The organism is uncultured Adlercreutzia sp. (assembly GCA_910585575.1).
GTDB lineage: Bacteria > Actinomycetota > Coriobacteriia > Coriobacteriales > Eggerthellaceae > Adlercreutzia.
Genome location: CAJUFS010000002.1, coordinates 1 through 24,430, shown reverse-complemented (window position 1 = coordinate 24,430; position 24,430 = coordinate 1). Strand labels below are relative to the sequence as shown.

Sequence of the window (24,430 nt, the reverse complement as noted above, 5' to 3'; positions counted from 1 at the left end):
GGTCTCTCCTCTTGCGGCGCGGTTCCGCGGGCTCCGTCGAGCCCGATTCCGCGCCCGCCGCATCCTGACTGCGGAAGCGGCGCGAAAACTCATTGCATTGGCCATGCGATTGACGCCATGGTAGGACAAATCGAGCGCGAACTTTGTCACCAGATTCTGGTGGTTTTTAAGAAACACCAGGTCAAAGCTGGATGGTGACCGTAACCTGGTGACAAGTTTCGTCGCCTGACCGTCCCCCGCGCCCAGCGCGGCTGCTAGAATAAGCGCAACGAAAACGCGGCCGTCTGCGCAAACCGAGAGCGCCGCGGAAAGCTGAAAAGAGGGGAAGGGGGCGCCGTGAGCGCACTGCGGGCACTCCGGCCCGACGTGGCCAGTTTCGGCTATGCGGTCATCCTTTCCATCAACGCCGCTTCCATTTGGGGCGGCATCTTCCCCTACCTTCCCGTCTGGTGCCAAACCGACGTGGCCACTATCGGCTACTACAGTTTGCAGATGCTCGCCTTCGGCCTCACCTTCGTAGCAGCCATGGCGCTTATCTGGCGCCGTCCTACCATCAGTCGGCGCTCGTCGGTGCTGGCCTTCGCCGGACCTTTGTGCGCCGGCCCGCTTATGCTGGTGGGCGCCATGTACCTGGATGGGCTCGCGCCTTGGCTCATCGGCGCGGCCGCTGTGCTGGTAGGGTTTGGCTTGGCGGGATTCATGATGCGCTGGCAGCGCATCTTCGCCGCCATGGACGCCCAGCGGGGCAATTTGGCGCTCATCAAGGGGACGGGCTATTCGGCTCTGCTGTATCTGGGCATCTGCATGGTGCCGGCGGCCTTGACCGCGTACCTTATTCCCCTGGTGCTCGTGCCCCTGGCCGGCCTGTGCCTGTGGCTCGGCGATCGCGACGTGTCGCTCGACCAGCCCATGTTCGAGGACAACCCCCGCGAGCACCGCACCGTCTACGGCAACGCCCTGCGCGCCTCCCTCTCGCCGGCGCTGTCGGTAGGAGCCCTGGGGTTCTGCGCCGGCGCCATCCGCTTCATCGCCATTACGCACCAGGAGATCATGAGCGGCATCAACATCTTCTCGATGGTGCTGCTGCTCGCCGTCATGCTGGCGTTCTACACCCTGTGGCAACGGCGCACCCTGCGCATCGGGCTGCCCGTAGTGTTCCGCACCCTCTTCCCTGTCACGGCCGTCTGCCTCATGGTGCTGCCCTTTGCCGGCGGCGCGTTCACCACCGTGGGATTTGGCATCAGCAATGCCTGCTTCATGCTGGCCTGCGTGTTCATGATGATGCACTGCGGCCAGCTGTCCCGCGACAGCGGCATCAACCCCCTGTTCATCTACGCGTTTTACGGCGCCTTGGCCTACCTGCCGCAAATGGCGGGCTACGGAGCCGGGTTCCTCTCGGGCATCGAGGCGAGCTGGGGGCCCGAGCCCTTCTCGCTGGTGGCGCTTACCTCGCTCTTCGTGCTGCTGATGGTGTCGTTGTTCGGCTACCGCCAAACCACCCGGGCCAGCGATGCCCTGGAGTTTTTGGCCCTGGGGCTCGAGCGACCCCGCATGGAAGCGACGGTGGCCGCCGAAGAGCACGCGGGCCAGGCGCCGAGCGCGGAAGGGCTGCCCGGCGACCGCACGGAAGGAAGCGGCCCGTCGGAGAGCGCCGCGGGCGCCCGAGAAGAAACTTCCGGCGCAAACGCCGATCAGCCGAAGGCCATCGGGGTGCCAGCTTCGGTTTTGGTTGCGGGGCCCGGCTCAACCCCGATGGCGACGCCCCTTTCGAAAAGTCCCGAAGCTGTCTCCGGTCGCGCTTCCGAAGACCACCCCAGCGACCGCCTGGCACTGCAATGCCGGCTCGTCAGCGACGCCTTCGGCCTTTCCTCGCGCGAGACGGAAGTGATGGAGCTTATCGCCCGCGGCTATTCGGGACCGGCCATCGCCGAGATGCTGTTCATTTCCGAGAACACCATGCGCACCCACAACAAGCGCATCTACGCCAAGTTGGATATTCACAAGAAGCAGGACATGATCGACCTCATCAACGGCTTTTCCGCCTAAGAGGGGCCGTGCGTCGAACCCGCGAGCTCCAGCTTTTGGTCCTTCGCCTCCCACCCCTTGACGCCCCGCCTCGAGCCCTGCGTCCTAGACCCCCAGGCCCACGGTAAGGTGGCTCATGTAAAAGGTGAAGCGCATGATGAAGATGCCAGCCAGCACCAGCAGCGAAGCCACCACCAAGGGGCGCACCGCCAGGCCGCGACATACGGAGCGCCACGCCACCGTCAGGCCCGTGGCCGCCAGCAGCACGAACGCCACCACACAGGGCACGAACCCCGGCACGAGCTGGGAAACGGAGGCCAGCTCGTTGGCCATGCCGCTCAGCTGCGCTCCCATAACCAGGTACACGACAGCGTTCGCTGCCAGCGCCACGGCGGCCATGGCCACCAGCAGACGCCCCTCACCGGGGCCGTGGCCGCAATAACCGGCCGCCGCAAAGCCCAACAACGTGATAACGGGGCCTCCCACCAGCGCATTCAACATAAGCGACACAGGAACGAGCGGCAAGCTCCAGGTGATGATGGTATCCACGTGGTAGGCGAAGGCGATGGACACCACGAACAGCACGATGGAGAGGTCCACGGCTGCCACCAGCCAGCGCTGCAGCCACCGGCGCGGATGTTCCGCAAAGGCGTAGAGCCAGTACATGCCCGCCAGCGCCAAGAAGATGACGGCGCAGAGCACTTCCGTGGAAAGCGGGCTGCGCCCCACTCCCGTGAACACGTACAGAGCGTTCGAAGGGTTCCCCAAATGCGTAGCCGAGGCAATGAGCCCCACCATGGCAATGGCCAGCGGCAGGCACGAGTACTGGTCAAGGCGTCGGCGATCGTCCTCGTTCACGCGCCCCAGCAACACCGGCAAGCTCATGAGCAGATAGCCCACGGCCCCCGCCGGCGCCAAAGTGGTGAACAGCACCAGGGTGATCTCGTTGAAGGCAATGGAGAACCCGTCCACGGCGCACCTAACGGTAGAAACGCGGAACCGTTACGTCCAGCCGGCGCTCCTGCTGCAGCCCCTCGAGGCTCCGGCGCGTCAAGCGGGCCAAACCCTCGTAGAAGGGGTGCTCGGCCGCTTGCTCGAGCTGCTCCAGATAATGAGGCGCCCAGGTGAGCAGATGTCCGGCTGCATACTCGTCCACCAACTCAGGACGCTCTTGAACCAGGAAAGACAGCATGGCCAGCATCAGACCGATGTGGTCCTCCGGCGTGCGCTCATCGGTGGTGCGCTCGATGCCATGGGCGCGCATCCACGCGCGCAGGGCCAAGGTGCTCTCGCCGAAGATGACGCATTCGTGGTCGGTGTACACCGAGCCCCACGGGGGCGCCACCAAGCGATCCGGCCCCACGAACAGGCGGCGATAGGCCCACATGAGGTCCTCGTCGTCGATGCCGGCGGCCAGCCCCTGCTGCATGAGCGCCAAGGCCTCGCGGGCCTCGTCCTCGGCCACGAAAGGCCAATCGACCGCCGCTTCTTCTACCTCGAGCGCCTCCATGGCCTCAAACGAGGGCCGCGCCTCGCCGGTATGGGGATCCTCTAGGAAAAACGGCGCCAGGGCCGTACCAATGAACAGGACGTCTTCCATTGCATTCCTTCCTACACAATTTCACGGGGATTGAGCACCGCGCCATCGCGAGCCACGCGCTCGGGGTCGGCCTCGACACAAGCGGGCAGGGCGAGCGCCAAGTTCGGCGCGGTGGCCGAAGCGTCGGGCAGGGGCAACAGGTTGCTCTCGGCGCCGTAACGCGCGGCAACGTCGTCCGCAGGCCCGAAATCCAGGGCGCGCACGGGACAGGCTTCGACGCAGACGGGCTGCTTGCCCTCGGCCACACGGTTGGTGCAGCCATCGCACTTGACGCTGTGACCTGCATCGCGATCCACCTTCGGAGCACGATAGGGACACGACAGCGCGCAGTAGCCGCAGCCGATGCAGCGCTGCACGTCCACGCCCATCAGTCCGCGCTCATCTTTGTGCATGGCCCCCGTCGGGCACACTTGGGCGCAAGCGGGATCGGCGCAATGGTTGCACGCCACCGATACATAGTAGGTAAAGGCGTCCTGGGACACCGTGCCATCATCATGGCGCTCCCAGGAGCCGCCGCCATACTCGTAGATTTGACGAAAGGACACCGCAGAGCCAAGGTTGTGAAAATCCTTGCAGGCCAACATGCACGTTTTGCATCCAGTGCATCGCTTCGCATTGAAATGAAACGCGTACTGCATCGCACACCCCCTCTCGCAGATTTCTCTTCCCCCACCCCATTTGCCCCTAAATGGGCGTCGGCGGCCCAAGCCTACCTTGAGCCGCCGACAATCCTACCATGGGAGGGAATGGTAGCTAGCGGATTTCGCCCTCATTCAACACGGCACCAGAAGTGTCACCGACCGGCTTCGCATTCACCGGCTCCGTGATCACCAGGGACGGCTTCGTCTCGGAAGCGGCCGGCAGCGGTGCCAGCTCGGCCACGTCGCCGTAGGTGGCGCGCAGCTCCTCGATGTCGCCGAAGTCCAGAGCACGCAGCGGGCAGGCCTCAACGCAGATAGGCTGCTTGCCCTCGGCCACGCGATTGGCGCACATATCGCACTTCACGCTCTTCATCTGCTCCTGATCCACCTTCGGCGCGCCGTAGGGGCAGGAGTTCATGCAGGTGCCGCAGCCGATGCACTTCTCGGGATCGGACGTTACGATGCCAGTCTCATCGTCCTTAGAGATGGCGCCCTGCGGGCAGTTCGCCAGGCAAATGGGCATCTCGCAGTGGTTGCACGCGATGGAGACATGATAGGTGAACGCATCGTTGGTCCAGCACCCGGCCTCGTTCTGGCTCCAGCTGCCGCCGCCATACTCCTGGACGTTGCGGAAGTTGATCTCGTTGGAAAGATTCTTCTTATCTTTGCAGGCCAGCACGCAGGTTTTGCAGCCTGTGCAGCGCGTGCCGTCAAAATGAAAACCATACTGAGTCATGGTCGTCCTCCCCCTTAGGCCTTCTCAATTTGACCGATATTGCTGTGCTGCGGATTCGCCTTCGCCAAAGGAGTGGGGCGATACTTGGTCAGCGTGTTAATGCAGCCACCATGATCGACGCGGTCGCCGTTCATGTCGGCATCGTGCCACGTACCCTGCGGAATGCTCACATTGCCGGGGATGACGCGCGGCGTCACGCGAGCTTCGATGCGGATTTCACCGCAGTCGTTGAAGACGCGGATGGTGTCGCCGCTTTGGATGCCGCGGGCCGCTGCGTCGACCGGGTTCACCCAAGCCACATGGTGGGCCGCTGTCTGGATGACCTCGTTGTTCGCATAGCTGGAGTGCGTATGGGCCTTGTAGTGGAAGCCCGTGATCTGCAGCGGATACTCCTCGGTGCAGGCCTCATAGCCCAAAAAGCCCGGGTCGTAGATGGGCAGGGCCGCGACAACCTCGTCGTCGGCCAGCTCCCAGGTCTCCTCGAACCCAGCGAGCGTCTCGGAGTAGATCTCGATCTTGCCGGACGGGGTGGGCAGCGGATTCGCCTCGGGGTCTGCCACAAAATCGGCCAGGATGACGATGGGCTCGGGCTTCATCTTCCAAACGCCCATTTCGAAGCCCTCGTCCCAGGTGGGCATAGCCATGCCAGCCTCGGCGTTGGTTTCGCGAGCCGTCTCGTAAATCTCGCGCAGCCAGTCCTCGCGGGTCTTGCCCTCGGTGAACTCCTCGCCCACGCCCAGGCGCTCGGCCAAGTCGGCGCAGACTTCGTAAATGCCGCGACGCTCGAACTTCGGCTCGTACACCGGCTGACCGAAAATGACCGCGATCATGTTGTCCGAGTAGCCGTCGGAGGAAATGCTCAGCTGCTCCTGGGAAGTCAGGTCGGGAATGATGATGTCGGAGTACTTCGCCGAGTCGGTCATGAACACCTCGGAGGTGACGATGAACTCGACCAGGCTCTCGTCAGCCAGCAGGTCGTGGGTCATGTTGATGTCGGAGTGCTGGTTCGTCAAGCAGTTGCCCGCGTAGTTCCAGATGAACTTGATGCTCGTCGACATTTTGTCGGCGCCCTGCACGCCGGCGTTCAGCGCCGTCAGCTCCTCGCCGTGCAGAATGGCGTTGGGCCACTCGAAGGTGGGGATGTTCGTGGTCACCGGGTTGTCGCCCGTCGGCAGCATGCCCAGGCCCACCGAAGCGCAGCCCTCGCGACGGCCGTCGTTCATGCCCGGCTGGCCGATCTGGCCCAGCAGCTGGGGCAGCACCATGATGGCGCGGGCCGTGATCTCGCCATTGGCGCGACGCTGGGGGCCATAGCCCTGGCCGATGTAGACCGGATCGGACTCGTGCATCTCGCGCGCCAGGTCAATGATGCGCTGCTCGGGAATGAGCGTGATGGCCGAGGCCCAGGCCGGCGTCTTGGGGGTCTTGTCCGGGCCCTTGCCCAAGATGTAGTCCTTGTAGGAGGCATGCTTGCCCTTGGCGGACTCGGGCAGAGTCTCCTCGTCATAGCCGACGCAGTAGGTGTGGAGGAAGTCCTCGTCAGCCCAGCCGTTGTTGATGATCTCGTAGGCCAGAGCCGCGCACAGCGCGCCATCGGTGCCAGGACGAATGGGAATCCACTCGCCGCCCTGACCGCAGGTGGTGTCGGTCATACGGGGGTCGATGGTGATAACACGGCAATCCGTGGTCTCGCGAATATAGGCGAAGTCGTGGGTGTGGCCGCCCCCGCCCATGCGCGTATCGGCCGGGCTGTCGCCAAACAGCACTACCAGCTGACCCGGCTGGATGGACAGGAAGGAGCTGCCGTAGGTGCCACCGCCATAGGTGTAGGTGCCAGCCGCGGCAATGTGGGCCGAGCTGTAGGAGCCGTAGTAGTTCAAGTAGCCGCCCGTCAGGTTGAGCAGGCGCTTGACCGGGTTGCCCTGGATCTGGCCCTGGCACACGCCCGAAGAGTAGTGCGAGGTCATGGCCTCGTCGCCATAGGTCTCACGAATGCGCTTCATCTCGGAAGCGATGGTGTCGAGCGCCTCTTCCCAGGTAATCTCCTCGAACTTGCCCTCGCCGCGCTTGCCGACGCGCTTCAGCGGGGTGTTCAGGCGATCGGGGCTCTGCAGCCAGCGGCGAATGGAACGACCGCGCAAGCAGGCGCGCAGCTGCGGCTCGCCCAAGGTGGCATCGCCGGTGTTGTCGGACTCGATGTACGTGATTTCGCCATCGGTCGTGTGGCACTGCAGGGCGCAGCAGCTGCCGCAGTTCACGGCGCAATGCGTCCAGACGATGGTGTCCTCGACGGGCTGAGCCTCCTCGCCCGTAACCGCCAGGTCCTCCTCCTGGGCTGCCGGCGCACAGCCGAACAGCGACGTGGTGCCGAGAGCCGCGGCTCCCAACCCAGCGAGTGCCGAGCCCTTCACGAACGTGCGGCGCGACACCGCGCTCTTCTCAGAGTTCGTCATGGTCCCTCCCTCTTTCTTGTTTCGTCCACCCTCAGCGTAGCGCTTCGGGCTTCCGCCTTGCCCGCCGTTCAATGCGAACGGCAAGCCTCCTCTTCGCTCGACGGCCTCCTCAATTTGCCCTCGAGCCCTCGCGGCGAAGCCCCCTTCGGGTTTCTCCGTCGGGCTGCATTGTAGGCTGCAAAGCAATCCCGCCGTGTCACATAACTCATGTGAATTTCCCGTTTTCCCAGATCAAAAAGGTGGTTGCTCGGGTGACCCTTGCGCAGCCGTCCCTCCTGCACCCTGCGAAGCCGTTATACTATCAGACAAGTGGGAGGGGACGAATCGCGTGCAGACACCGACGTTCATAATGATGCTCAAGCCGAACGTGGCTTCGCTTGGGTACGGCCTGTTTCTGGCCATCAACGCCGCCAGCGTCTGGGGCGGATCGTTTCCCTTCCTGCCCATGGACTTCCAAACTCCCTCAGTGCTGTTCTGGTTCTTTCTGGCGCAGTCGGTGGTGTTCGCTCTGAGCTTTTTCGCAAGCGCCGTGGGAACGTATTTCTTTCCCGAGCAAACGCGCCATTTCCTCGTCAAGATCGTCGTGACGCCCTATCTCCTTGGTTGGTGCTTGCTTATCGGAGGAATTTACTTCCCCGAAGCGGCCCTGCCGCTGGCATGTGCAGGCGGCGGTCTTTTAGGCCTGGGGTCGGCGGGGTTCTACATGCTGTGGCAACGGCTCTTCGCCAGCCAAGAGGCCGAGGAGGGTAATCGCAATCTTATTGTAGGTACGGCTTGGGGCTCGCTGCTGTACTTCGCCCTGTATCTGATTCCCGTGGCCGTAACGGCCTACCTTATTCCACTGGTGTTTCTGCCGCTGTTCGGCCTGGCCGTGGTGCTGAAAAGCCGCACCATCGACCTCGACCAACCCATGTTCGAGGACATTCCCCGCGACCATCCGCGCACCTATCGTCATGTGGCCTCGCACTTGTGGCGTCCGGCTTTGGCCATAGGCGCCCTTGGCTTTTGCACCGGCATCATGCGGTCGCTCGCCGTGGTGGAGCCCTCGGTGGGCTCTTTGGTAAACGTGCTGTCGATGCTGGCCACCCTGGTGGCTGCCGTGGCGCTGCTGGGTGCTTGGACGGTGAAGAACCTACGCTTCAGCGTGGGCACTGCCTACCGCGTGTTCTTCCCCCTGGTTACCACCGCGCTGCTGGTGCTGCCCCTGGCGGGACCCGAGTATGCCCGCACCCTGGCGGCGGTGCTGTACGCGCTGTGGAGCGTGGCCATCATGCTGATGATGATCCAATGCGCTCAGCTGGCCCGCGACGGCGGCATCAACCCGGTGTTCGTGTACGGCCTGTTTGGCGGCATCGTGTACGCCCTGCACGACGTGGGCTTCATTGGCGGCCATTACGTGGAATCCCTGGTCATGTTTGGAGCGCCTTCGGTGGTGCTGGTGGTTGTGGTGGCCATTTGGCTTTTGGGCATCATGTACTTCATCGGCCAGGGCGGCTTCCGCTCGGCCATGGGCCAGAGCACCGCCGACGAGATCGAGCTGATGGCCCTGCGCCGCCCGCAGGCGTCGGCGGGTGTTCACGAAGACGAGGCATCAGCAGCTGCCGGTGGGCCAACGGGGATCGCGACGCTGACGGGAGAAATCACAACCCAGCACCAGGGCACGGCCTTTGACGCTCTAGGGAGCAAGCCCGACAACCACCCCGAGAGCGAATACCGCGATCGGTTCTCCAAGCAAATGGCCATGGTGCGCGAAGCCTATGGCCTGTCGGCCCGCGAGACCGAGGTGGCCGAGCTGATTGCCCGCGGCAATTCCGTGGCCCGCATTGCCGAGATGCTAGTAGTGTCCGAGAACACCATCCGCACCCATTCGAAGCGCATCTACAGCAAGTTGGACGTGCACAAACGCCAGGAGCTGATCGATCTGGTAGAAAGCTTCGAACCCGCCGAAGGGTAGGGAGCCGCGTGTGCGCTGCCGGCGAAAGAGAATGCGACGGGTCCAGACGACGGGTTCAGGTTCCGTCGTCTCCCGCGGCGTCCAGCGTGGCCAACCAGAGGGTATTTTCCATCGACACGACGTTAATAGGAACTTTTTGGCCAATCGAACCCCGTTTTCCGTCGATTCGGTGGCCAATCAGAGGGTGATTTCCATCAAGCAAATTGCCTGTCGGCATTTTCCCAGATCAGGAGCTTGCCGCAAAAGCGCGGTTTTCCCAGACAAAAGAAAATCGACGGAAATTGTAGGGTGATTGGCCAAAAACTCCTCTTTTTCGCGTCGCGGATGGAAAACACCCGCTGATTGGCCAGATTGATTGGCCAGATTCGACGGCGCCTGATAACACCTTCGAGAAGAAAACGCATCTCAGTATCCCCCGGCATGCCTTCGCAGCACCCTAGCTCTGGAAGCCGCCCTGAGCGCACGTGGGCAGAGAGGGCATCATCGATCAGCTTCTCCAGGGTCTTGGCTGAAACAACTCCTTACTTGGCCGAGCATCTTTGCAGGACATTCACCGTCCTTTAGCGCACAGCCAGTGTGTCTCGCGGCCTTGCTGAAGAGTTCGATCGCACCCTTCAAAGTGCGAAGCGGTCGCGAGCTCGTTGGGGCTTGGCGGCGGCTGAGGTGGCGCGGGCGGCTTCCTGACGGTCACGATGCCAGTTCATGAGGTAGAGCACGCAGTCGGTGCGATTGCTGGCGCGCAGGCGCTCGATTTGATGCTCGAAGAGCGCTTCGTCATCAAGAAAGCCCTCTTCGGCCAATGCGCGCACGAGGGCAATGTCCCCCTCGCGGGCCACGGCGGCCATGGCGTCCGTCGCTCGTTCGCGCAGCGCATCCACTATGCGCGCGGCCATGGCGGGTTCCAAGCGGAAAGGTGCCGCCAAGCGGTGGAGCAGGGCACCCAAATGATCAGGCAAGCCACGTCCGGCCAGTAGCTGGGTGTCGTAACGCTCGAAATCGAAGGGAATGCCGTCGGGTGCGTCGGTCAAGAAACAGCTGATGAGCTGGTCGGAGGTGATATGGACGACGGTATCGGCTGCGGCTAGGCGCACCACGGCGTACTCGAAACTGCCCTCGCCGATGGAGGTAACGGTGGCGGGGATGAGCACCGGCCCCACTAGCGTGCGCGAGCAGAAGCAGTGAGCGCCGATGCTTTGCAGCCCCTCGGACAGCATGAGTTTGCGGGTCCCCTTCGCGGTGTTGCCATCGGCAATGACGCGGACCGTTTCGGGGATGATCAGGGTGGCCGGCGCCGTGATCAAGGCGCGCTCGGCTATGGCCGTGAGCGCGGCTCCTTCCACGGCCCGCGGCAGCGCAAGGCGATCAGCCGTGGAGACAGGCGCCACCATGGCACTGGCAGCACTAGCGGCAATTTCGCGGGGCGAAAGCATGGCAGCCCCCTGCACGCGGGCGTGAGCTGCCGACGAGAAACGCCGCGAAACCGAATCCGGCGCAGGCGGTCCAGCCACGAGATGAGCCTCGCGGGCAACAGAGGATGAACGCGCAGCTCCGGACGCAATGCAAGCGTCGCCATCCATCGCCCGGCTCACTTCCATACGCACATCATCGGGCAGACCATCCTCTTCATGCGTCGCACTGAATCCGTACCAGCATTCTTCCTGTTCAACCGCTTGATAGTCGGTAATGCGACCGCCGCAGCGGGCGACAACGCGCTTCAATGCTGCGGGGTTGTCCGATCGCCAAAGGGTCTCTGGGGGCACCGAGCCGTCGACGCGCTCAAGCGATAAGGGCGCATCTAGCACCCGCGGCGGGGGGCAGCCCTTCGCAAAAGCAGCCGCACCCATGATACAGATGCCCGGGGGGAGCGCCACTTCCTCATCGTAGGGCGCCTCAACGAAGAGGAGTCGCGACGGCACAGCAGGGCGAGGCGAGGCTGCGGAAGCAAGCGCCGATCCAGAGTCCTCCGCGGACGCTGCTTTGTCCTCCCTTGCACGGGACGCGCAAACTGCGGCGTTTTCGCACATATCGGAATCGCACGCCGCGGCTTCGTTGGCGCCCATGCCGTTTTCGCAGGGTACCGCGCCTCCATGCGCGGCATTGCCATCGGCGCTCCCGCGCAACCGCTCCATCAGGCAGCCGTCTTGCACGAAGAATGTTTCATTCTGGGGATGCACCTGATAGCGACGGGCTTCCAGGCGCGGCGAAGGAAGCGCCATGTCGAGAGGGTCGGGATCGCAGGTGCGCACGTTGCGACCTAGGTAGATCGTCTCGGCGCATACCGAGCCGAAAGCTTGGGCGCCTACCACCTCTACGCTATCCGGAACCACCAGGAGCCGCACGCGCACGCCACTAGTGAAACGGCGCGCGAAGGCCTCGGAGGCAATGCGCACCACAGGGCGTCCTCCAATAGACGACGGCACGACAACTACCAAGTTATCGGCAGGAAGCCCGTGCTCGGCTAGCACCGAAAGATGCACAGCAGACAGCGCGTAGCCCTCGCCGTCCTCGCGTACTTTCACGGGCACATTGAGCGCGAAGCGTTCTTCTTCGCCGGCAACGCCATTGAGTGCAATTGTTTCACGGATTTCGCTCGGTGTTTCACGGCTAGCAAGGGGTGTTTCACGGTCGTAATCGAGTGTTTCACGGCAACTATGTGCAGCACCGCTCGCGCTATCTCCGCCCTGCGATTCTTCACCGCGCCACGGCGGCGTTAAACCCGCTTCCCAGAGCTGATGAGGTGCCATGCCAGCAGTCGAAGATGCCGCATCCGCCCTCCCAACCGCCGCCTTCGGCCCAGCGCCGTGCACCGCATCGCCGATCAGGGACTCGCGCTCCTCGTCGGAGATGCCCATGCCAAGCGCGCCCACAATAAGCAGGTCGCCATCAGTGCCGTCGAGCTCGTTACGCTCATCGAGGGCGGCATCGTGCACCCAAGGCTTGAAAGGCGCTAGCTGGGGCGCCCAGTTCTCCCCTTCAATGGGATGCCCGGGAATCTCGACAGTTACCTCGTCGAGGGAAAGCTCCAACGGATGCTGTTGCGTTTGCGCAATGATCTCACTTAACGCAGTGAAGCCGTCTCGGTTAACCAGGTAGTGATCGCTCATAACTTTTGTGCACCTTCCCAAAAGAGGCCTCTCCCCAGCGTTTACCGCCTTTCTGCGCCATGCTACACTACGGGCGAGCAGCGAAGCAAGGGGACGGGCGAGCAAAGGAGGGACCATGCAGGAACGCACTACTTCCGCGCCATTGCCTTCTTCCTCGCTGGCACCGGCTCCTTCCTCCCCGGCAGCGGCCCCTTCCTCCGGCTCATCGGCTTCTTCACGCAACTCAAGCGGCGGCGCGGCCTCCTCCCTCACTCCCCTCGCTCTTGACGCCCTGGCTCTGGTGCAGAACGAACTGCTGGTCAGCCTGCGCTTTATGAGCGCTGCGTTCGCGCGCCTGGAGCCCTTGCCCCTGACGGGCGCCACCTTCGCCGCCGACGGTGCGCATCTGCGCTTCGACCCCGCCTGGTGGGCGCGTCTCTATGCCACGGACAGCGCCTCGGCAGCCCGCGCCTACCTGCACATCATTCTCCACAACGTGTTCCTGCACCTGTATCCCGGCGCCGGCATCGAGCCCGATTTGTGGGACATCGCCTGCGACATGGTAGTGGAATCAGTCATCGACCAGCTGGACTTACCCGCTACGCGCACACCCCAAGCTGCAGCCTGCCGTCCCGAGCTGGAGCGCATGGCCGAAGAGGCAGGTCTCATGACCGCCGAGCGCGTCTACGCCGCCCTGCGCGAGCGGCGAGCGAACGGCGCCACCGACGAAGACCTGGCCCGCCTGGGCGCGCGCTTCTACGTCGACGATCACCGTCCCTGGCACGCCATCGCCATCGGCGAAGGGGCCGCAGGCGCCCCCGAAGAGGGCGACGCCGCCGAGGGCGAAGGCCGCCGCGCGGCGCCCGCAGGCAAAGCCGGCATTTCCGGCACTGACATGGACATGCCCGAAGAAGCTGAGGACGCCCCCTATTCGCACAAGGCCGAGCAGGCCATGGGGTCGGCCGACATCACCCAGAAAGAAGCGCCCCAAAACGCTGCGCCCGCCGTGGGCGAGCGCCTGGCGGACACGGTGCAGCTGGACCGCTCCCGCGAGCAGTGGGAAAACGCCGCCTTGGAAATGGGCATTCAGCTGGATGCCTACGCGCGTCTGTGGGGCATCGAGGGCTCGAACTTGGCCATGAACCTGCGCAAGGTCACCCGCGAAAAGCACGACTACCGCGCTTTTCTGCGCAAATTCGCCCGCATGGGCGAGCAGATTCGCGTGAACGACGATGAGTTCGACTACGTGTTCTACTGCTACGGCCTTTCCCTTTACGGCAACTTGCCCCTGGTGGAACCCGTGGAATTTGCCGAAGAGAAGCGCATTCGCGACTTCGTTATTGCCATCGACACCTCGGCGTCCACCAAAGACGGCCTGGTGCGTAAGTTCATCGAGCGCACCTACTCCATCTTGGCCGACGAGACTAGCTTCTTCTCGAAAATGAACGTGCTCATCATCCAGTGCGACGCCGCCGTGACCGATGTCACCCGCATCGAGAGCCTGCGCGACCTTGACCGCTACCTGGATCACCTGGAAATCCGCGGTTTGGGCGGTACCGATTTCCGCCCGGTGTTCGACTACGTCGACGAGGCCCTTATGCGTGGCGACCTGGACGATTTAGGCGGCCTCATTTACTTCACCGACGGCCAGGGCACCTACCCCAAGCATCGCCCCGCCTACGAAACCGCCTTTGTGTTTCTAGATTCCGACGATGCGGCCCACAGTGCCCCCGTGCCCCCGTGGGCCATGAAAGTAGTACTGGACGAAACCTTCGTGCTTGAGAACGAACCCCTGTAATGCCCGTTAGCAAGGAGCCCCTATGAACATCCGTGAAGCCAAGCAGCAAATTCGCAACGCCATGGTGGCCTACTTCACCAAGGACGAATTCGGCAACTACCTGCTGCCACCGGAGCGCCAACGCCCCGTGTTCCTCATCGGTGCGCCCGGCATTGGCAAGACGGCCATCATGGAGCAAATTGCCCGCGAGCTGGAAGTGGGATTCGTGGCCTACTCCATGACGCACCATACGCGCCAAAGCGCCCTGGGCCTCCCCTTTATTGCCAGCAAGAACTACGGCGGCGTGGAGTACCAGGTGTCGGAGTACACCATGAGCGAGATCATTGCCTCGGTTTACGAGGCCATGGAGGAAACGGGTCGCACCGAGGGCATCCTGTTCCTGGACGAGATCAACTGCGTATCCGAGACCCTGACTCCAGCCATGCTGCAGTTTCTGCAGTACAAGGTGTTCGGCCGCCACAAGGTGCCCGATGGGTGGATTGTGGTGACCGCCGGCAATCCGCCGGAGTACAACCGCACGGCCCACGACTTCGACATTGCCACCTGGGACCGCTTGAAGCGCATCGACGTGGAGCCCGACTACGACGTGTGGCGCGAGTACGCCGTGTCGGCCGAAGTGCATCCGGCCGTCATCACCTACCTGGATATCGAGCGCAGCCATTTCTACGCCGTGGAAGCCACGCCCGACGGCGCCTCCTTCGTGACGGCCCGCGGCTGGGACGACCTTTCCGCCATGATCAAGCTCTACGAAGCCCAAGGGATCTTGGTGGACGAGCTGCTGGTGGAGCAGTACGTGCAGAATCCGGACATTGCCAAGCGCTTCGCCCTGTACTACGACCTCTTCACGAAGTACCGCTCGGATTATCAGATCGATCGCATCCTGGACGGCACCGCCGATGCGGCGTTGGCTGAGCGCGCGCGACTGGCACCCTTTGACGAGCGCGTGGCCGTTATGGGTCTCATCGTGGACGCTACGGTGGGACAGCTGCGCAGCGCCGTGCTAGAGGAGAAGGCGGCAGCCTTTGCGCACCAGGCCTTAGGGGAGCTGAAGGAAGGGGTCTTTAGCTGTGGCCTTATCGAAAGTGATGATATTGCCGAAATCGTTAAGACCACAGCAGCAACCCTGGCCCGCACCCGCGACACCGAGCGCGCCAACAGCTTGCTGGACGAGGAGCGCTATCGCGCCTACGAGCGCACCATCGCTCTTCTGGACACCGCCCTGCGCCTGGGGGCCGATCTGCCAGGCGGCACCACATTCTCGCTGGTGCGGCAACTGTTCGGCGAAATGCTCGACGAGCTGGACGGTGCTATCGAAGCAGCCTCGCTGGCGCTGGACAACGTTTTTCGCTTCGTGGAGACGGCCTTCGGCGAAGGCCAGGAGATGCTCATGCTGGTAACGGACCTGTCAGTCAGCCGTGCCGGCATGACCTTCATCAATGATCACGGATCCGAGCGCTACTTCGCCCACAACCAGAACCTGCAGTTCTATGAGCGCGGAAGCGATCTGGCCGACCGCATCAATCGCATCGTCCTTGAGGAGGAGTAGGGGCGCGAAGCCCGCGCCTGTGCGGCTGCGGGCTCTAACATAGAATTGAAGAAATCGCATGCGCGTGGCACCGCGCAAGCCGTGGAAGCCGAGCATCCGCGGCACCGCGCCGGCGCGCAATGATGCAGGGCTAATGGGGCCACCGAGGTCCAGGCGCCCCGTAAAAGCCCTGTATACAACGGGTAGACTACTCCCACTGATGTATCTCCGTGGCTCGTCCGTGATAAGGGGTTGCCGTCGTCCGAAAACCGTGCTGGAGCGTGATAGTGTGCGCTTCAGCACAAAACACCGTGCCTTCGAGCACAACGGACAACCCCCTCATTGGACCCTTTAAGGAGATACGAATGAACAACCTCAACAACACCCCGAACAACCAGCCCCTGCTCTCCGGCAGCGCCGACGTGGCTCCGCCGAGCGCCCCGGCCTTCAACCTGGACGAGTCCGTGGTGGCCAGCGTGGAGAACAACGTGCCCAACGCCAAGGCGAAGATGGGCGGCCGCACCTTCCTGACCGGCTTTGCCGGCGCGGCTCTGGCCTGCATGCTGGCGTTCGGCGTGCAAAGCGCCGTCATCGATCCCGCTACGGCCGAAGCCACCGGCAGCGAGACCGCGCCCCTCACCCAGACCGTCATCAACACCAACGACGATGTCACCCTGCCCGAGGCCGTGGCCGCCAAGTGCCTGCCCTCCGTGGTAGCCGTGGATGTGTACGTGGACGCCTCAGCCAGCATGGGCCAGTTCGCCGGCATGAGCCAGCAGAACCAGAGCCAGCAGGGCGACGAGAGCAACCTGCAGGCCTACTCCCAGGGCTCGGGCGTGGTGCTTTCCCAGGACGGCTACATCATCACCAACAACCACGTGGTCGAGGGCGGCAGCGCCTATAAAGTCACCGTCGGCGGCGAGACCTACGACGCCGAGCTGGTGGGCGCCGACCCCTCCTCCGACGTGGCCGTGCTGAAGGCCAAGGACGCCAAGAACCTGACCGTCATGGAGTTGGGCGACTCCGACGACCTGACCATCGGCGAGTGGGTCATGACCCTGGGCAGCCCCTTCGGCCTGGAGCAGTCCGTGGCCACGGGCATCGTCTCGGCCACCAGCCGCTCCCAGATCATGGACGCCCAGGAGTCCATGCAGTCCGGCGGCACCGGTGAGACCACCATCTACCCGAACATGATCCAGACCGACGCGGCCATCAACCCGGGCAACTCCGGCGGCGCGCTGGTTGACAGCGACGGCAAGCTCATCGGCATCAACACGCTGATCACCTCGTACTCCGGCAACTACTCGGGCGTCGGCTTCGCCATCCCGGTGAACTACGCCGTGAACCTGGCCAATCAGATCATCGCCGGCGAGAACCCCACCCATGCCCAGCTCGGCGTGAGCCTGTCCTCCGTGAACGACCAGACCGCCTCCGCTTACGGCCTGCCCACTGACGAGGGCGCCTACGTGGCCGCCGTATCCGAAGGATCGGGCGCTGCCGCTGCGGGCATTCAGGCCGGCGACATCATCACCGCCTTCGACGGCGAGAAGGTTGAGAGCGCGTCTGACCTCATGCTGGCCGTGCGCGGCAAGCAGCCCGGCGACACGGTGAAGCTGACCGTGAACACCGACGGCAAGGAGCGCGAGGTGGCAGTGACCCTGGGCGACGACTCCGCCACCCAGCAGGAGAAGGCCGAAGCCGAGAAGCAGGAGCAGCAGGCCCCCGAGACCGACCAGCGCGGCAACGGCGACAACCAGAGCACGCCCGACAACGGCGATCAGCGCGGCAACGAGGGCTGGGGCCAAGACGACCGCGGCAACGGCTACGGTGACGACTACGGCTACGGCTGGGGCGGCGGGAACGACTACGGCTATGGCAACGGTGGCAGCCTGGAGGATCTCTTCGGTCAGCGCTAAGCCATCCCGACGGCCACAAGCCTCACTGCAGCACAAACGCAGTTCATTCGCAGCATAAACGTACCGAGGGCGGCCCTAAAGGGTCGCCCTCTTCTTGTTGGCTATTGCTGGCTATTGCGGGGCGCGGCTCCTATACCGCCACTACCTCCAGGGAGCCGCTCAGAATATCGAAGTCAAGCTTGCAGATCGCCCCTTCGCCGCTCTGAGCACCTTCGAAATCATTACGGAAGCTACCGGTGGTTTTATCCACTTGGGCCGTCAGTGCCGTTTCGGTCGGAAGCTCCAGCACAATGCGGCCCGATGCCAGCGAGCCTGTGATGTCAGCAGGGGGTGCCGTGGCCGAACTCAGGATGAACTCGCCCGAGGCCTGCTCGACAGACACGGTCTGAGCCACCGTGCCTTCGTAGGAAACGCGCCCACTGGCCAAGGTAAGATCGAGCGCATCCACCGTTACATTGCTCACCGCCACCGACCCCGAGGCCACGTCCAGCTCAAACTGGGAGCACAGCGCGTCCCCCGAGACGCCATCGATGGTGTAATCGCCCGAGGCCGCATCGAGCTCGAAGCGCTCCAGGTGGTCTTGCAGCGATGCAGGAATGAGTAGCTCCAGCTCCTTGCCCGCACCCCACGCGTTGGAGCATCCGGACAAGCCGCCGTAACTTGGCAGGTAGTCGATGGAAAGCGTGCCGCTCTCGGACACTTCCCACAGAAGTTCCGGCACCCGCCCGCTCAACGTTTCCGTAGCACGAATAGCGCCGTTGGTCTCCTCGTCAGGAACCACCAGCACGTTCACCGTGCCCGCCAGCCAGTTCAGCTCAATGGCCGACACCTTCGCCGCATCCACCTCGAAGCTTCCCTGCCCCCAGGCATCGGCATGGGCATTTCTCGGCCCCTCGTAGTCGTCGGGCGCAACGACAGCGCTCTCTTTGACGACATCGGACAGCGGCTCAAGAGCCACGCAGCCCGCTACGCCGCCCAGTGGCCACCAGGGGCTTCCCCACGCATCCCAGTCGCGATTGCCACGCAGACAACCGCCCAGCCACCCGCACACCAGCAGGCACAGCAACAGGATAAGGCCGATCTTCACGTAGGTGCTCTTTGCCAGCTTCATCGGTCGCCTCCCTCTTCTTCAGAAGGGTCGGACGACGCAGGAGCGGCAGATTGAGGCCCCGAGACCGATGCCGCCGAGGAGGTGCATCCAACGGATGACGCACCGCCGAAGCTCGCGGCACGCTGGACACGCTCAGCTTTCCATTCCTGAAAACCCGGATCGGCTTCCAGCACATTCACCACCCAGTAATAGAAGGGGATAGTCAGGAAAATGACCCAGCCCGGATGCCACCATCCGAAGCAAAAGCCCACCAGCAGAAAGATGACGGCGCACAGCAGCGGATAGGGGAAACTCTGCAGCGGATCCTTCGGCGCGGGCGCAGGCACGGGAGCGGGCATCGGCGTGGGAGCGGATGCCATGGGTGCCACGGGAGCGGGAGAAGCAGGAGGCACCGACGCGGGAGGCACCGGGGGCACGGGCCGGGCCGCACCGTAGGCCGTCCCCTGCGTGAAAGGCGGCTGCTGAGCCGGTACGCCGGGCATCGGCGCGACCGTCGGGCCGGGCATCGGCGGGGCGACTGGCCGAGGCGCGTTCACCTCGACAACCACCTTCGCGGGCTCCGCCGACTCCTTGGCGGCGGTGGCCACGGTAGCCGCCTCGGCCGCAGCCGACTCGGCGCGCACCGCCGCTTGCTGGGCCGCAGCGGCCGCTTCAACCACCTCGTGCTCTGCCGAGGCCGCGCGCTCCTGGGCCTCGTAGCGCATGTCCTCTTCTACTTCGGGGCTCACGCGCAGCAGCTCGTCGATGGTTACTTCGTACAGGTCGGCCAGGGCAATGAGGTTACCCATATCGGGGGCCGACTCGGCGCGCTCCCACTTCGACACAGCCTGGCGCGACAACCCCAATTGCGTGGCCAGGTCCTCCTGAGAGAACCCGCGCTCGCGGCGCAGTTCGGCGAGGCGCTGGGCGATTTCGACGTTCATCACGGTTCCCTTTCGCGTCTTCTTCGTCACATCTCGCCTCTCACCCTATGGTTTCCGCGCCAGTTGCACCAGCACCTTCTGTGGTCAATTTACCAGAAACGGGCTAGGTTCCGTGCGACAACCAACGGTTGCGGGAGCCACGACCAGGGAGTTTACGCCGCTTTGCGACGATGCCACCATTCGGAACCCTTCACAAGGCAGATCTCCACGAGCGGAATGGTGAGGAAAATGACCCAGGCGGGGCCGCGCCAATTGGTATCGATGAACACCATCCAGAGAAACCAGGCGATGCAGCCAATAGGGTACAGCGCGCAGAGCATGGGGGCGATGCGGCCCGTCACGATGGCCGCGCCCACGAGATAGTAGATGGGAATAAGGAACAGCAGAAACAGGCCGGGAATCCAGCTGGTGCCGCTCACCATGCCAAGCAGCAGGTACACCACCAGCACAATGGCCCAGAAGGGGAACTTGAGCCACTTCTTAGCGTAGGCAACATCGATGTTCTTGAAAGGACCGCGGCCAGCAAAGGGGCGGTCGCCAGGATGCTTCGTGAACAGGTGGTCCGCGGCGCCGGGCTCCGTGGCGTTGACGCGTACGCCATCCCAGCCCACGTGCACTTCCTGACCGTAGCGATCCACCACATGCACGCCGTCAGCCCAGGATACATGAACGTGGTCCTTTCCGTCATCGACATTGATGCCATCGAAGCCAATATGAACCGTGCCCTTGCCCTCTTTCTCGAAGTCGAAGCCCCCGTCGGCGGACTCGGAGTCGGTGCCGGCATCGGCCTCGCCGTTGCCGGCAGCATGGGCGTCGCCGTTGGCGGCCGCCGCATCTGCTGCTGGTGCCTCGCCGTCTACCCCCGCCGCAGGAGCTCCTTCTGCCCGGCGTCCAGAAAAGGCCGATTCCCGAGCAGAGCCCCGCGCCTGTGCCCGATCAGCCGCCTCGAAGGCCACGTCGTCTTCGATGGACTCGTCCACGTAGAGCAGCTCGTCGAGCGACACGCCGTACAGCTTCGCCAGGGCAATAAGATTGTCGGTGTCGGGAGACGACTCGGAGCGCTCCCATTTGGAAACGGCTTGGCGCGACACCCCGAGCTTCTCGGCCAGGGCCTCCTGGGAGAGCCCCGCCTGCTTCCGTCGGGCGGCCAGTCGCTCGGCGATTTCAACGTTCATGGTGTGCTGCCTTTCTGCCTCGGTGCGTTCGTCAACTCGCCTTCGAGCCTACCGAAAGCCGCGCCGCCACGGAACCAATTCCCGTTGTCATTTCCCGCAATTATTGGTTGCGGAAGCTGTGAACTGGGGAAACGCCGCTCATTTTACCGAAAGGAGCCGAAGCCCCGCGCCGCCGACAGCTCCTGCCTGCCGTCGCGCACGACCGCCGGCCGCCCCTATTTACCGTCACGCAAAGCCTTCAACTTTGCCAGCGTGTCGGCGGGAATGCGCTCGGCCACGGTGTTCTTGCGCGCCACCTTGGGGGAATCGTCGAGCCGCGCCTCGTGGTAGTACTCGCCTACCTCGTGGGAGAAGCCGTCGGCGCTCATGCGGTCGACGCCGCCACCGAACACCGTGTCCTGAATGGTGGCGTCGCTAGTGACCACCATGGTCTCGATGCCCCGGTTGCCGGCGTCGTAGGCCAGCTTCTCAATAACCTTGTCGGCCGACTGCCCCGCCGGCGAGAACATAATGCGGATACCGCCGATCTTCTGGCTTTTGCCTTCCGAAAAGTCGTTGCCGCCGCCGTCGAACACGATGATGGCGCCCATGTCGTTGCCCGCGTAGTTGATGACGTCGTTGATGAGCTTGTCACGCGCCGTGTTCCACCAATCGTCGGTGTAGTCCTCGGCGGTTTCGGGCAGGCGGCGATAGCGGCTGCCACTGCGCAGCACGTTGTAGCCGTCGACGATCAGCAGTTTCTTCCGTTGCTTCGCCATGAAACCCTACGCCCAGTTCTGACGCAGCCATTCGTACATGCAGGCGGTGGAAGCCTGGGCCACGTTCAGCGAGGAGATTTCGCCCACCTGGGGCAGCTTCACGCCGAAATCACAGTTTTCCAGGACGAGGCGCGACACGCCCTCGCCCTCGTTGCCCATGACCAGGGCAATCTTACCCTTCAGGTTCGCCTGCCAAATAAGGTCGGAGGCGTGCTCGGTGGCGGCGGCTACCCAGAAGCCCTCGTCCTTCAGGCGATCGAGGGTGCTCACGATGTTGGCCACCTGGCTGACGGGGATGTGCGAGATGGCGCCCGCCGAGCTTTTGTAGGTGGCGGCCGTCACGCGGGCGGCGCGCTTGTTGGGGATGATCAGGCCAGCTGCGCCCACCGATTCGGCGGAACGGGCGATGGCACCCAGGTTGCCAGCGTCAGTGATGTGGTCGAGCACCACAATGAGCGCACGGCCGTCGTACTCTTCGGCGGATTTCGCGGCAGCCTCAAGGATGGTGGTGACGTTCACGTACTTGAAGGGCTCGGCCTCGGCCATGACGCCCTGATGGCTGCCGCGCTCAGAGATTTCCTCGAGCTTCTTCTTCGACACCTTCTTGATGGGCACGTTCAGGTTCTTCGCCTTGCGCTGGATATCGCGCACCAGGCTGTCGGCCTGGCTGAGATTGTCGGCCATCAGGATGTATTTCAGCGGCACGCTGGTACGCAGCGCCTCGATGACGGGGCGCTTGCCCTCGATGAAATCTGCCATGGGATCACTTTCCGCGACGGGGTTTGCTTCAGTCGTCCCAGTGTACCACGGAAGCCCAGGCGCACCGAGGCGCCTACGGCCAACTACGGAGAAGTGTCATGAGAGAGGTGCGGGTGCGGCGCAGGCGGTTCGCGTCATTCACGAAACGCTGCAAAATTTGACCTCTTTCCACAAATGCTTGTCGCAACATTTTGTATCTTATTTAATACAAAATACTGAAAATATGGTTATTATCCTTTAAATAAAGCTATAATTTGTATCATATTTAAAACAAAAGGAGTTGCATGCTTTCCGAGAACAAGATCGCCGAGCGCGTTCGCCTAAGCCGCAAGGTGCTCGGCCTTTCGCAAACCGCCCTCGCCCAGGCCGCTGGGGTCAGTCGTGCCACGGTCGCTCGCATTGAAGCGGGCGAAGCGAATAGCGTCGCACTCGGCACCCTCCTTTCCGTACTCAACGCCCTCAGCTGGGATCTTTCGCTCGAGCGTGGTGTGACACCAGCAGCGACGAGCAGCTCGTTCGATATGGAAACTTACCTCGATTCGCTGTTCGGAAGCGCCCGATGATCAGCCGCCATCGGCATCTTGAGATATTCGTCGCTGGCAAACACGCTGGCGAGCTACGCATGTCTCCCCAGGGAGCACTCTCATTTATCTATGACAGCTCTTACGATGGGCCCGACCTCTCAGTGGCGCTCCCCTTCTCCAGCGTTCCCCATTCAGGCAAAACCGTTTATGCCTGGTTTGACAACCTACTGCCTGACGACCCGCAAGTACGCCTCGGCATGGCCGCTGAGGCCAAATCGAGCACAGGGCTTTTCCCTCTCCTTCGGCATTTCGGTCTCGATCTCCCCGGCGCCGTCCAAGCGGTAGCACCCGACAACCTCACTTCGCTCTACCAACGCGAAGAGAGATATGTCCAGCTCACTCGTAGCCAGGTCGCCGAGCGATTAGCCCGCATCGCCGCAGCGGTAGACGAGCACCGTGCGAGAGCATGGGCCCAAAGCGATGAGCACTGGTCGCTCGGCGGTATGCAAACTAAGCTGGCACTCCGTGAATGGGACGGCCACTGGTACGAATGCCTTGGCGCCAGCGCTTCAAATGTTATCGTGAAGCCAGGAGCCTGGGGGCTTCGCCGGCAAGCTCTAGTCGAATGCGTGACCATGGATCTTGCCAGACGATGCGGCCTCCCTTCTGCCTCGATCAAAATAGAGTCGTTCGACGGGATGCCAGCTTTAGTAGCGCAGCGCTACGACCGCTTCACCTCGCCAGACACAGGCGCCATCGCGCGCATCCACCAAGAGGACTTTTGCCAGGCGACGGGAACCGTTTCGACCTGCAAATACGCGACTGACGGAGGTCCCTCTGCCCTTGATCTCATGGAAATTCTCAACGCTGCCGAAGGAAATAGCCGCGGCCGCTTCGTAGATGCCCTGCTGTTCAACTACCTTACTGCCTCCACTGATGCTCACGCGAAAAACTATTCAGTACTGCACCCCGAAGGGCGCCGATTCCTGCTCGCGCCGCTCTATGACGTGGCCAGCGCCGCACCCTATCTTAAGAAGGGAAAGACCTACCATCTAGCGATGCCTATTGGCGGCGAAAACCGTCTAGGTTGGCTGAGAAAGTCGGCTCTGTCGAGATGCGCCCAAGCGAACGACCTGGAGCTTCCCGCGCTTACAGCGCGCACTGATGAGTTAGCAGAGGCCATTAAGCAGAACCTGGAAGTGAGCCTGAATGCCTACAGCCAATGCGAAGGCATCGACGAGTTAGCAGAGACGTTGGTACCACGCCTTACCGCCCTCTGCAGCGCAACGCAGCGAAACGTCAGTTGCGAAGGTACCCATTTCAAGCCCGTGGACATTACCCGGTTCGGCAGATAGCGGCTAAGGGCAAAGCTTTAAAAACCACCGCCTTGACACGCCCCCCCCCCCCGTCAATAATACGGGTATGAGGCTTGACCTGCAAATGCGCAAT

18 protein-coding genes are annotated in these 24,430 nt (G+C 63.0%); 7 read left to right on the top strand and 11 right to left on the bottom strand.

Annotation, left to right across the window (positions count from 1 at the left end; translation table 11 throughout):
• Positions 1–336 precede the first annotated feature (336 nt).
• Positions 337–2,046, top strand: coding sequence for a LuxR C-terminal-related transcriptional regulator (locus QZ307_RS00285; RefSeq protein WP_295994176.1), 1,710 nt, complete (start codon positions 337–339; stop codon positions 2,044–2,046).
• An 84-nt stretch (positions 2,047–2,130) separates the two neighbouring features.
• Here the strand turns inward: QZ307_RS00285 and QZ307_RS00280 are convergent, their stop codons facing one another.
• The 5 genes from QZ307_RS00280 to QZ307_RS00260 all read right to left on the bottom strand — a co-directional run bounded on the left by QZ307_RS00280 (position 2,131) and on the right by QZ307_RS00260 (position 7,455).
• Positions 2,131–2,997 carry a DmsC/YnfH family molybdoenzyme membrane anchor subunit gene (locus QZ307_RS00280; RefSeq protein WP_295994175.1) on the bottom strand — a complete coding sequence of 289 codons (867 nt, stop codon included), beginning with the start codon at positions 2,995–2,997 and terminating at the stop codon, positions 2,131–2,133.
• 7 nt (positions 2,998–3,004) lie between these two features.
• Positions 3,005–3,625: a Tat proofreading chaperone DmsD gene (gene dmsD, locus QZ307_RS00275; RefSeq protein WP_295994174.1), complete on the bottom strand. Its 621-nt coding sequence runs from the start codon at positions 3,623–3,625 to the stop codon at positions 3,005–3,007.
• Positions 3,626–3,636: 11 nt separating this feature from the next.
• Positions 3,637–4,209: a 4Fe-4S dicluster domain-containing protein gene (locus QZ307_RS00270; protein ID WP_295994172.1), complete on the bottom strand. Its 573-nt coding sequence runs from the start codon at positions 4,207–4,209 to the stop codon at positions 3,637–3,639.
• 169 nt (positions 4,210–4,378) lie between these two features.
• Complete coding sequence (locus tag QZ307_RS00265; protein WP_295994170.1) at positions 4,379–5,002, bottom strand: DMSO/selenate family reductase complex B subunit; 624 nt, start codon at positions 5,000–5,002, stop codon at positions 4,379–4,381.
• Between the two features lie 14 nt (positions 5,003–5,016).
• Entirely contained in the window at positions 5,017–7,455 is a 2,439-nt protein-coding gene (locus QZ307_RS00260) for a DMSO/selenate family reductase complex A subunit (protein ID WP_295994168.1), read from the bottom strand.
• A gap of 328 nt (positions 7,456–7,783) precedes the next feature.
• Here QZ307_RS00260 and QZ307_RS00255 point away from each other — a divergent pair, with 328 nt between their 5' ends.
• Entirely contained in the window at positions 7,784–9,409 is a 1,626-nt protein-coding gene (locus QZ307_RS00255) for a helix-turn-helix transcriptional regulator (RefSeq protein WP_295994166.1), read from the top strand.
• 614 nt (positions 9,410–10,023) lie between these two features.
• Here the strand turns inward: QZ307_RS00255 and QZ307_RS00250 are convergent.
• Positions 10,024–12,513, bottom strand: a complete 2,490-nt coding sequence (locus QZ307_RS00250; RefSeq protein WP_295994164.1) for a hypothetical protein — start codon at positions 12,511–12,513, stop codon at positions 10,024–10,026.
• A 115-nt stretch (positions 12,514–12,628) separates the two neighbouring features.
• Between QZ307_RS00250 and QZ307_RS00245 the strand changes: the two genes are divergently transcribed.
• The 3 genes from QZ307_RS00245 to QZ307_RS00235 all read left to right on the top strand — a co-directional run bounded on the left by QZ307_RS00245 (position 12,629) and on the right by QZ307_RS00235 (position 17,731).
• Positions 12,629–14,290, top strand: coding sequence for a VWA-like domain-containing protein (locus tag QZ307_RS00245; protein ID WP_295994161.1), 1,662 nt, complete (start codon positions 12,629–12,631; stop codon positions 14,288–14,290).
• A gap of 22 nt (positions 14,291–14,312) precedes the next feature.
• On the top strand, positions 14,313–15,836 hold the full coding sequence (locus QZ307_RS00240; RefSeq protein ID WP_295994159.1) for a MoxR family ATPase: 1,524 nt from the start codon (positions 14,313–14,315) through the stop codon (positions 15,834–15,836).
• A 344-nt stretch (positions 15,837–16,180) separates the two neighbouring features.
• The gene (locus tag QZ307_RS00235) at positions 16,181–17,731 is read left to right on the top strand and encodes a trypsin-like peptidase domain-containing protein (RefSeq protein ID WP_295994158.1); all 1,551 of its coding nucleotides are present in this window, start codon (positions 16,181–16,183) and stop codon (positions 17,729–17,731) included.
• A 130-nt stretch (positions 17,732–17,861) separates the two neighbouring features.
• Here the strand turns inward: QZ307_RS00235 and QZ307_RS00230 are convergent, their stop codons facing one another.
• The 5 genes from QZ307_RS00230 to rlmB all read right to left on the bottom strand — a co-directional run bounded on the left by QZ307_RS00230 (position 17,862) and on the right by rlmB (position 22,457).
• Positions 17,862–18,842, bottom strand: coding sequence for a DUF4097 family beta strand repeat-containing protein (locus QZ307_RS00230; RefSeq protein WP_295994156.1), 981 nt, complete (start codon positions 18,840–18,842; stop codon positions 17,862–17,864).
• Positions 18,839–19,765 (bottom strand): helix-turn-helix transcriptional regulator, encoded by a 927-nt coding sequence (locus tag QZ307_RS00225; RefSeq protein ID WP_295994155.1) that lies wholly within the window; start codon positions 19,763–19,765, stop codon positions 18,839–18,841. Before QZ307_RS00225 ends, QZ307_RS00230 begins: the two co-directional genes overlap by 4 nt.
• A 152-nt stretch (positions 19,766–19,917) precedes the next feature.
• Positions 19,918–20,940 carry a helix-turn-helix transcriptional regulator gene (locus QZ307_RS00220; RefSeq protein WP_295994153.1) on the bottom strand — a complete coding sequence of 341 codons (1,023 nt, stop codon included), beginning with the start codon at positions 20,938–20,940 and terminating at the stop codon, positions 19,918–19,920.
• Positions 20,941–21,155: 215 nt separating this feature from the next.
• Entirely contained in the window at positions 21,156–21,698 is a 543-nt protein-coding gene (locus tag QZ307_RS00215; protein WP_295994151.1) for an NYN domain-containing protein, read from the bottom strand.
• A gap of 6 nt (positions 21,699–21,704) precedes the next feature.
• On the bottom strand, positions 21,705–22,457 hold the full coding sequence (gene rlmB, locus QZ307_RS00210) for a 23S rRNA (guanosine(2251)-2'-O)-methyltransferase RlmB (protein ID WP_295994149.1): 753 nt from the start codon (positions 22,455–22,457) through the stop codon (positions 21,705–21,707).
• A gap of 284 nt (positions 22,458–22,741) precedes the next feature.
• Between rlmB and QZ307_RS00205 the strand changes: the two genes are divergently transcribed.
• Entirely contained in the window at positions 22,742–23,020 is a 279-nt protein-coding gene (locus QZ307_RS00205) for a helix-turn-helix transcriptional regulator (RefSeq protein ID WP_295994147.1), read from the top strand.
• Positions 23,017–24,336, top strand: a complete 1,320-nt coding sequence (locus QZ307_RS00200; RefSeq protein ID WP_295994145.1) for a HipA domain-containing protein — start codon at positions 23,017–23,019, stop codon at positions 24,334–24,336. The genes QZ307_RS00205 and QZ307_RS00200 overlap by 4 nt, the downstream gene beginning before the upstream one ends.
• Positions 24,337–24,430: the final 94 nt, after the last annotated feature.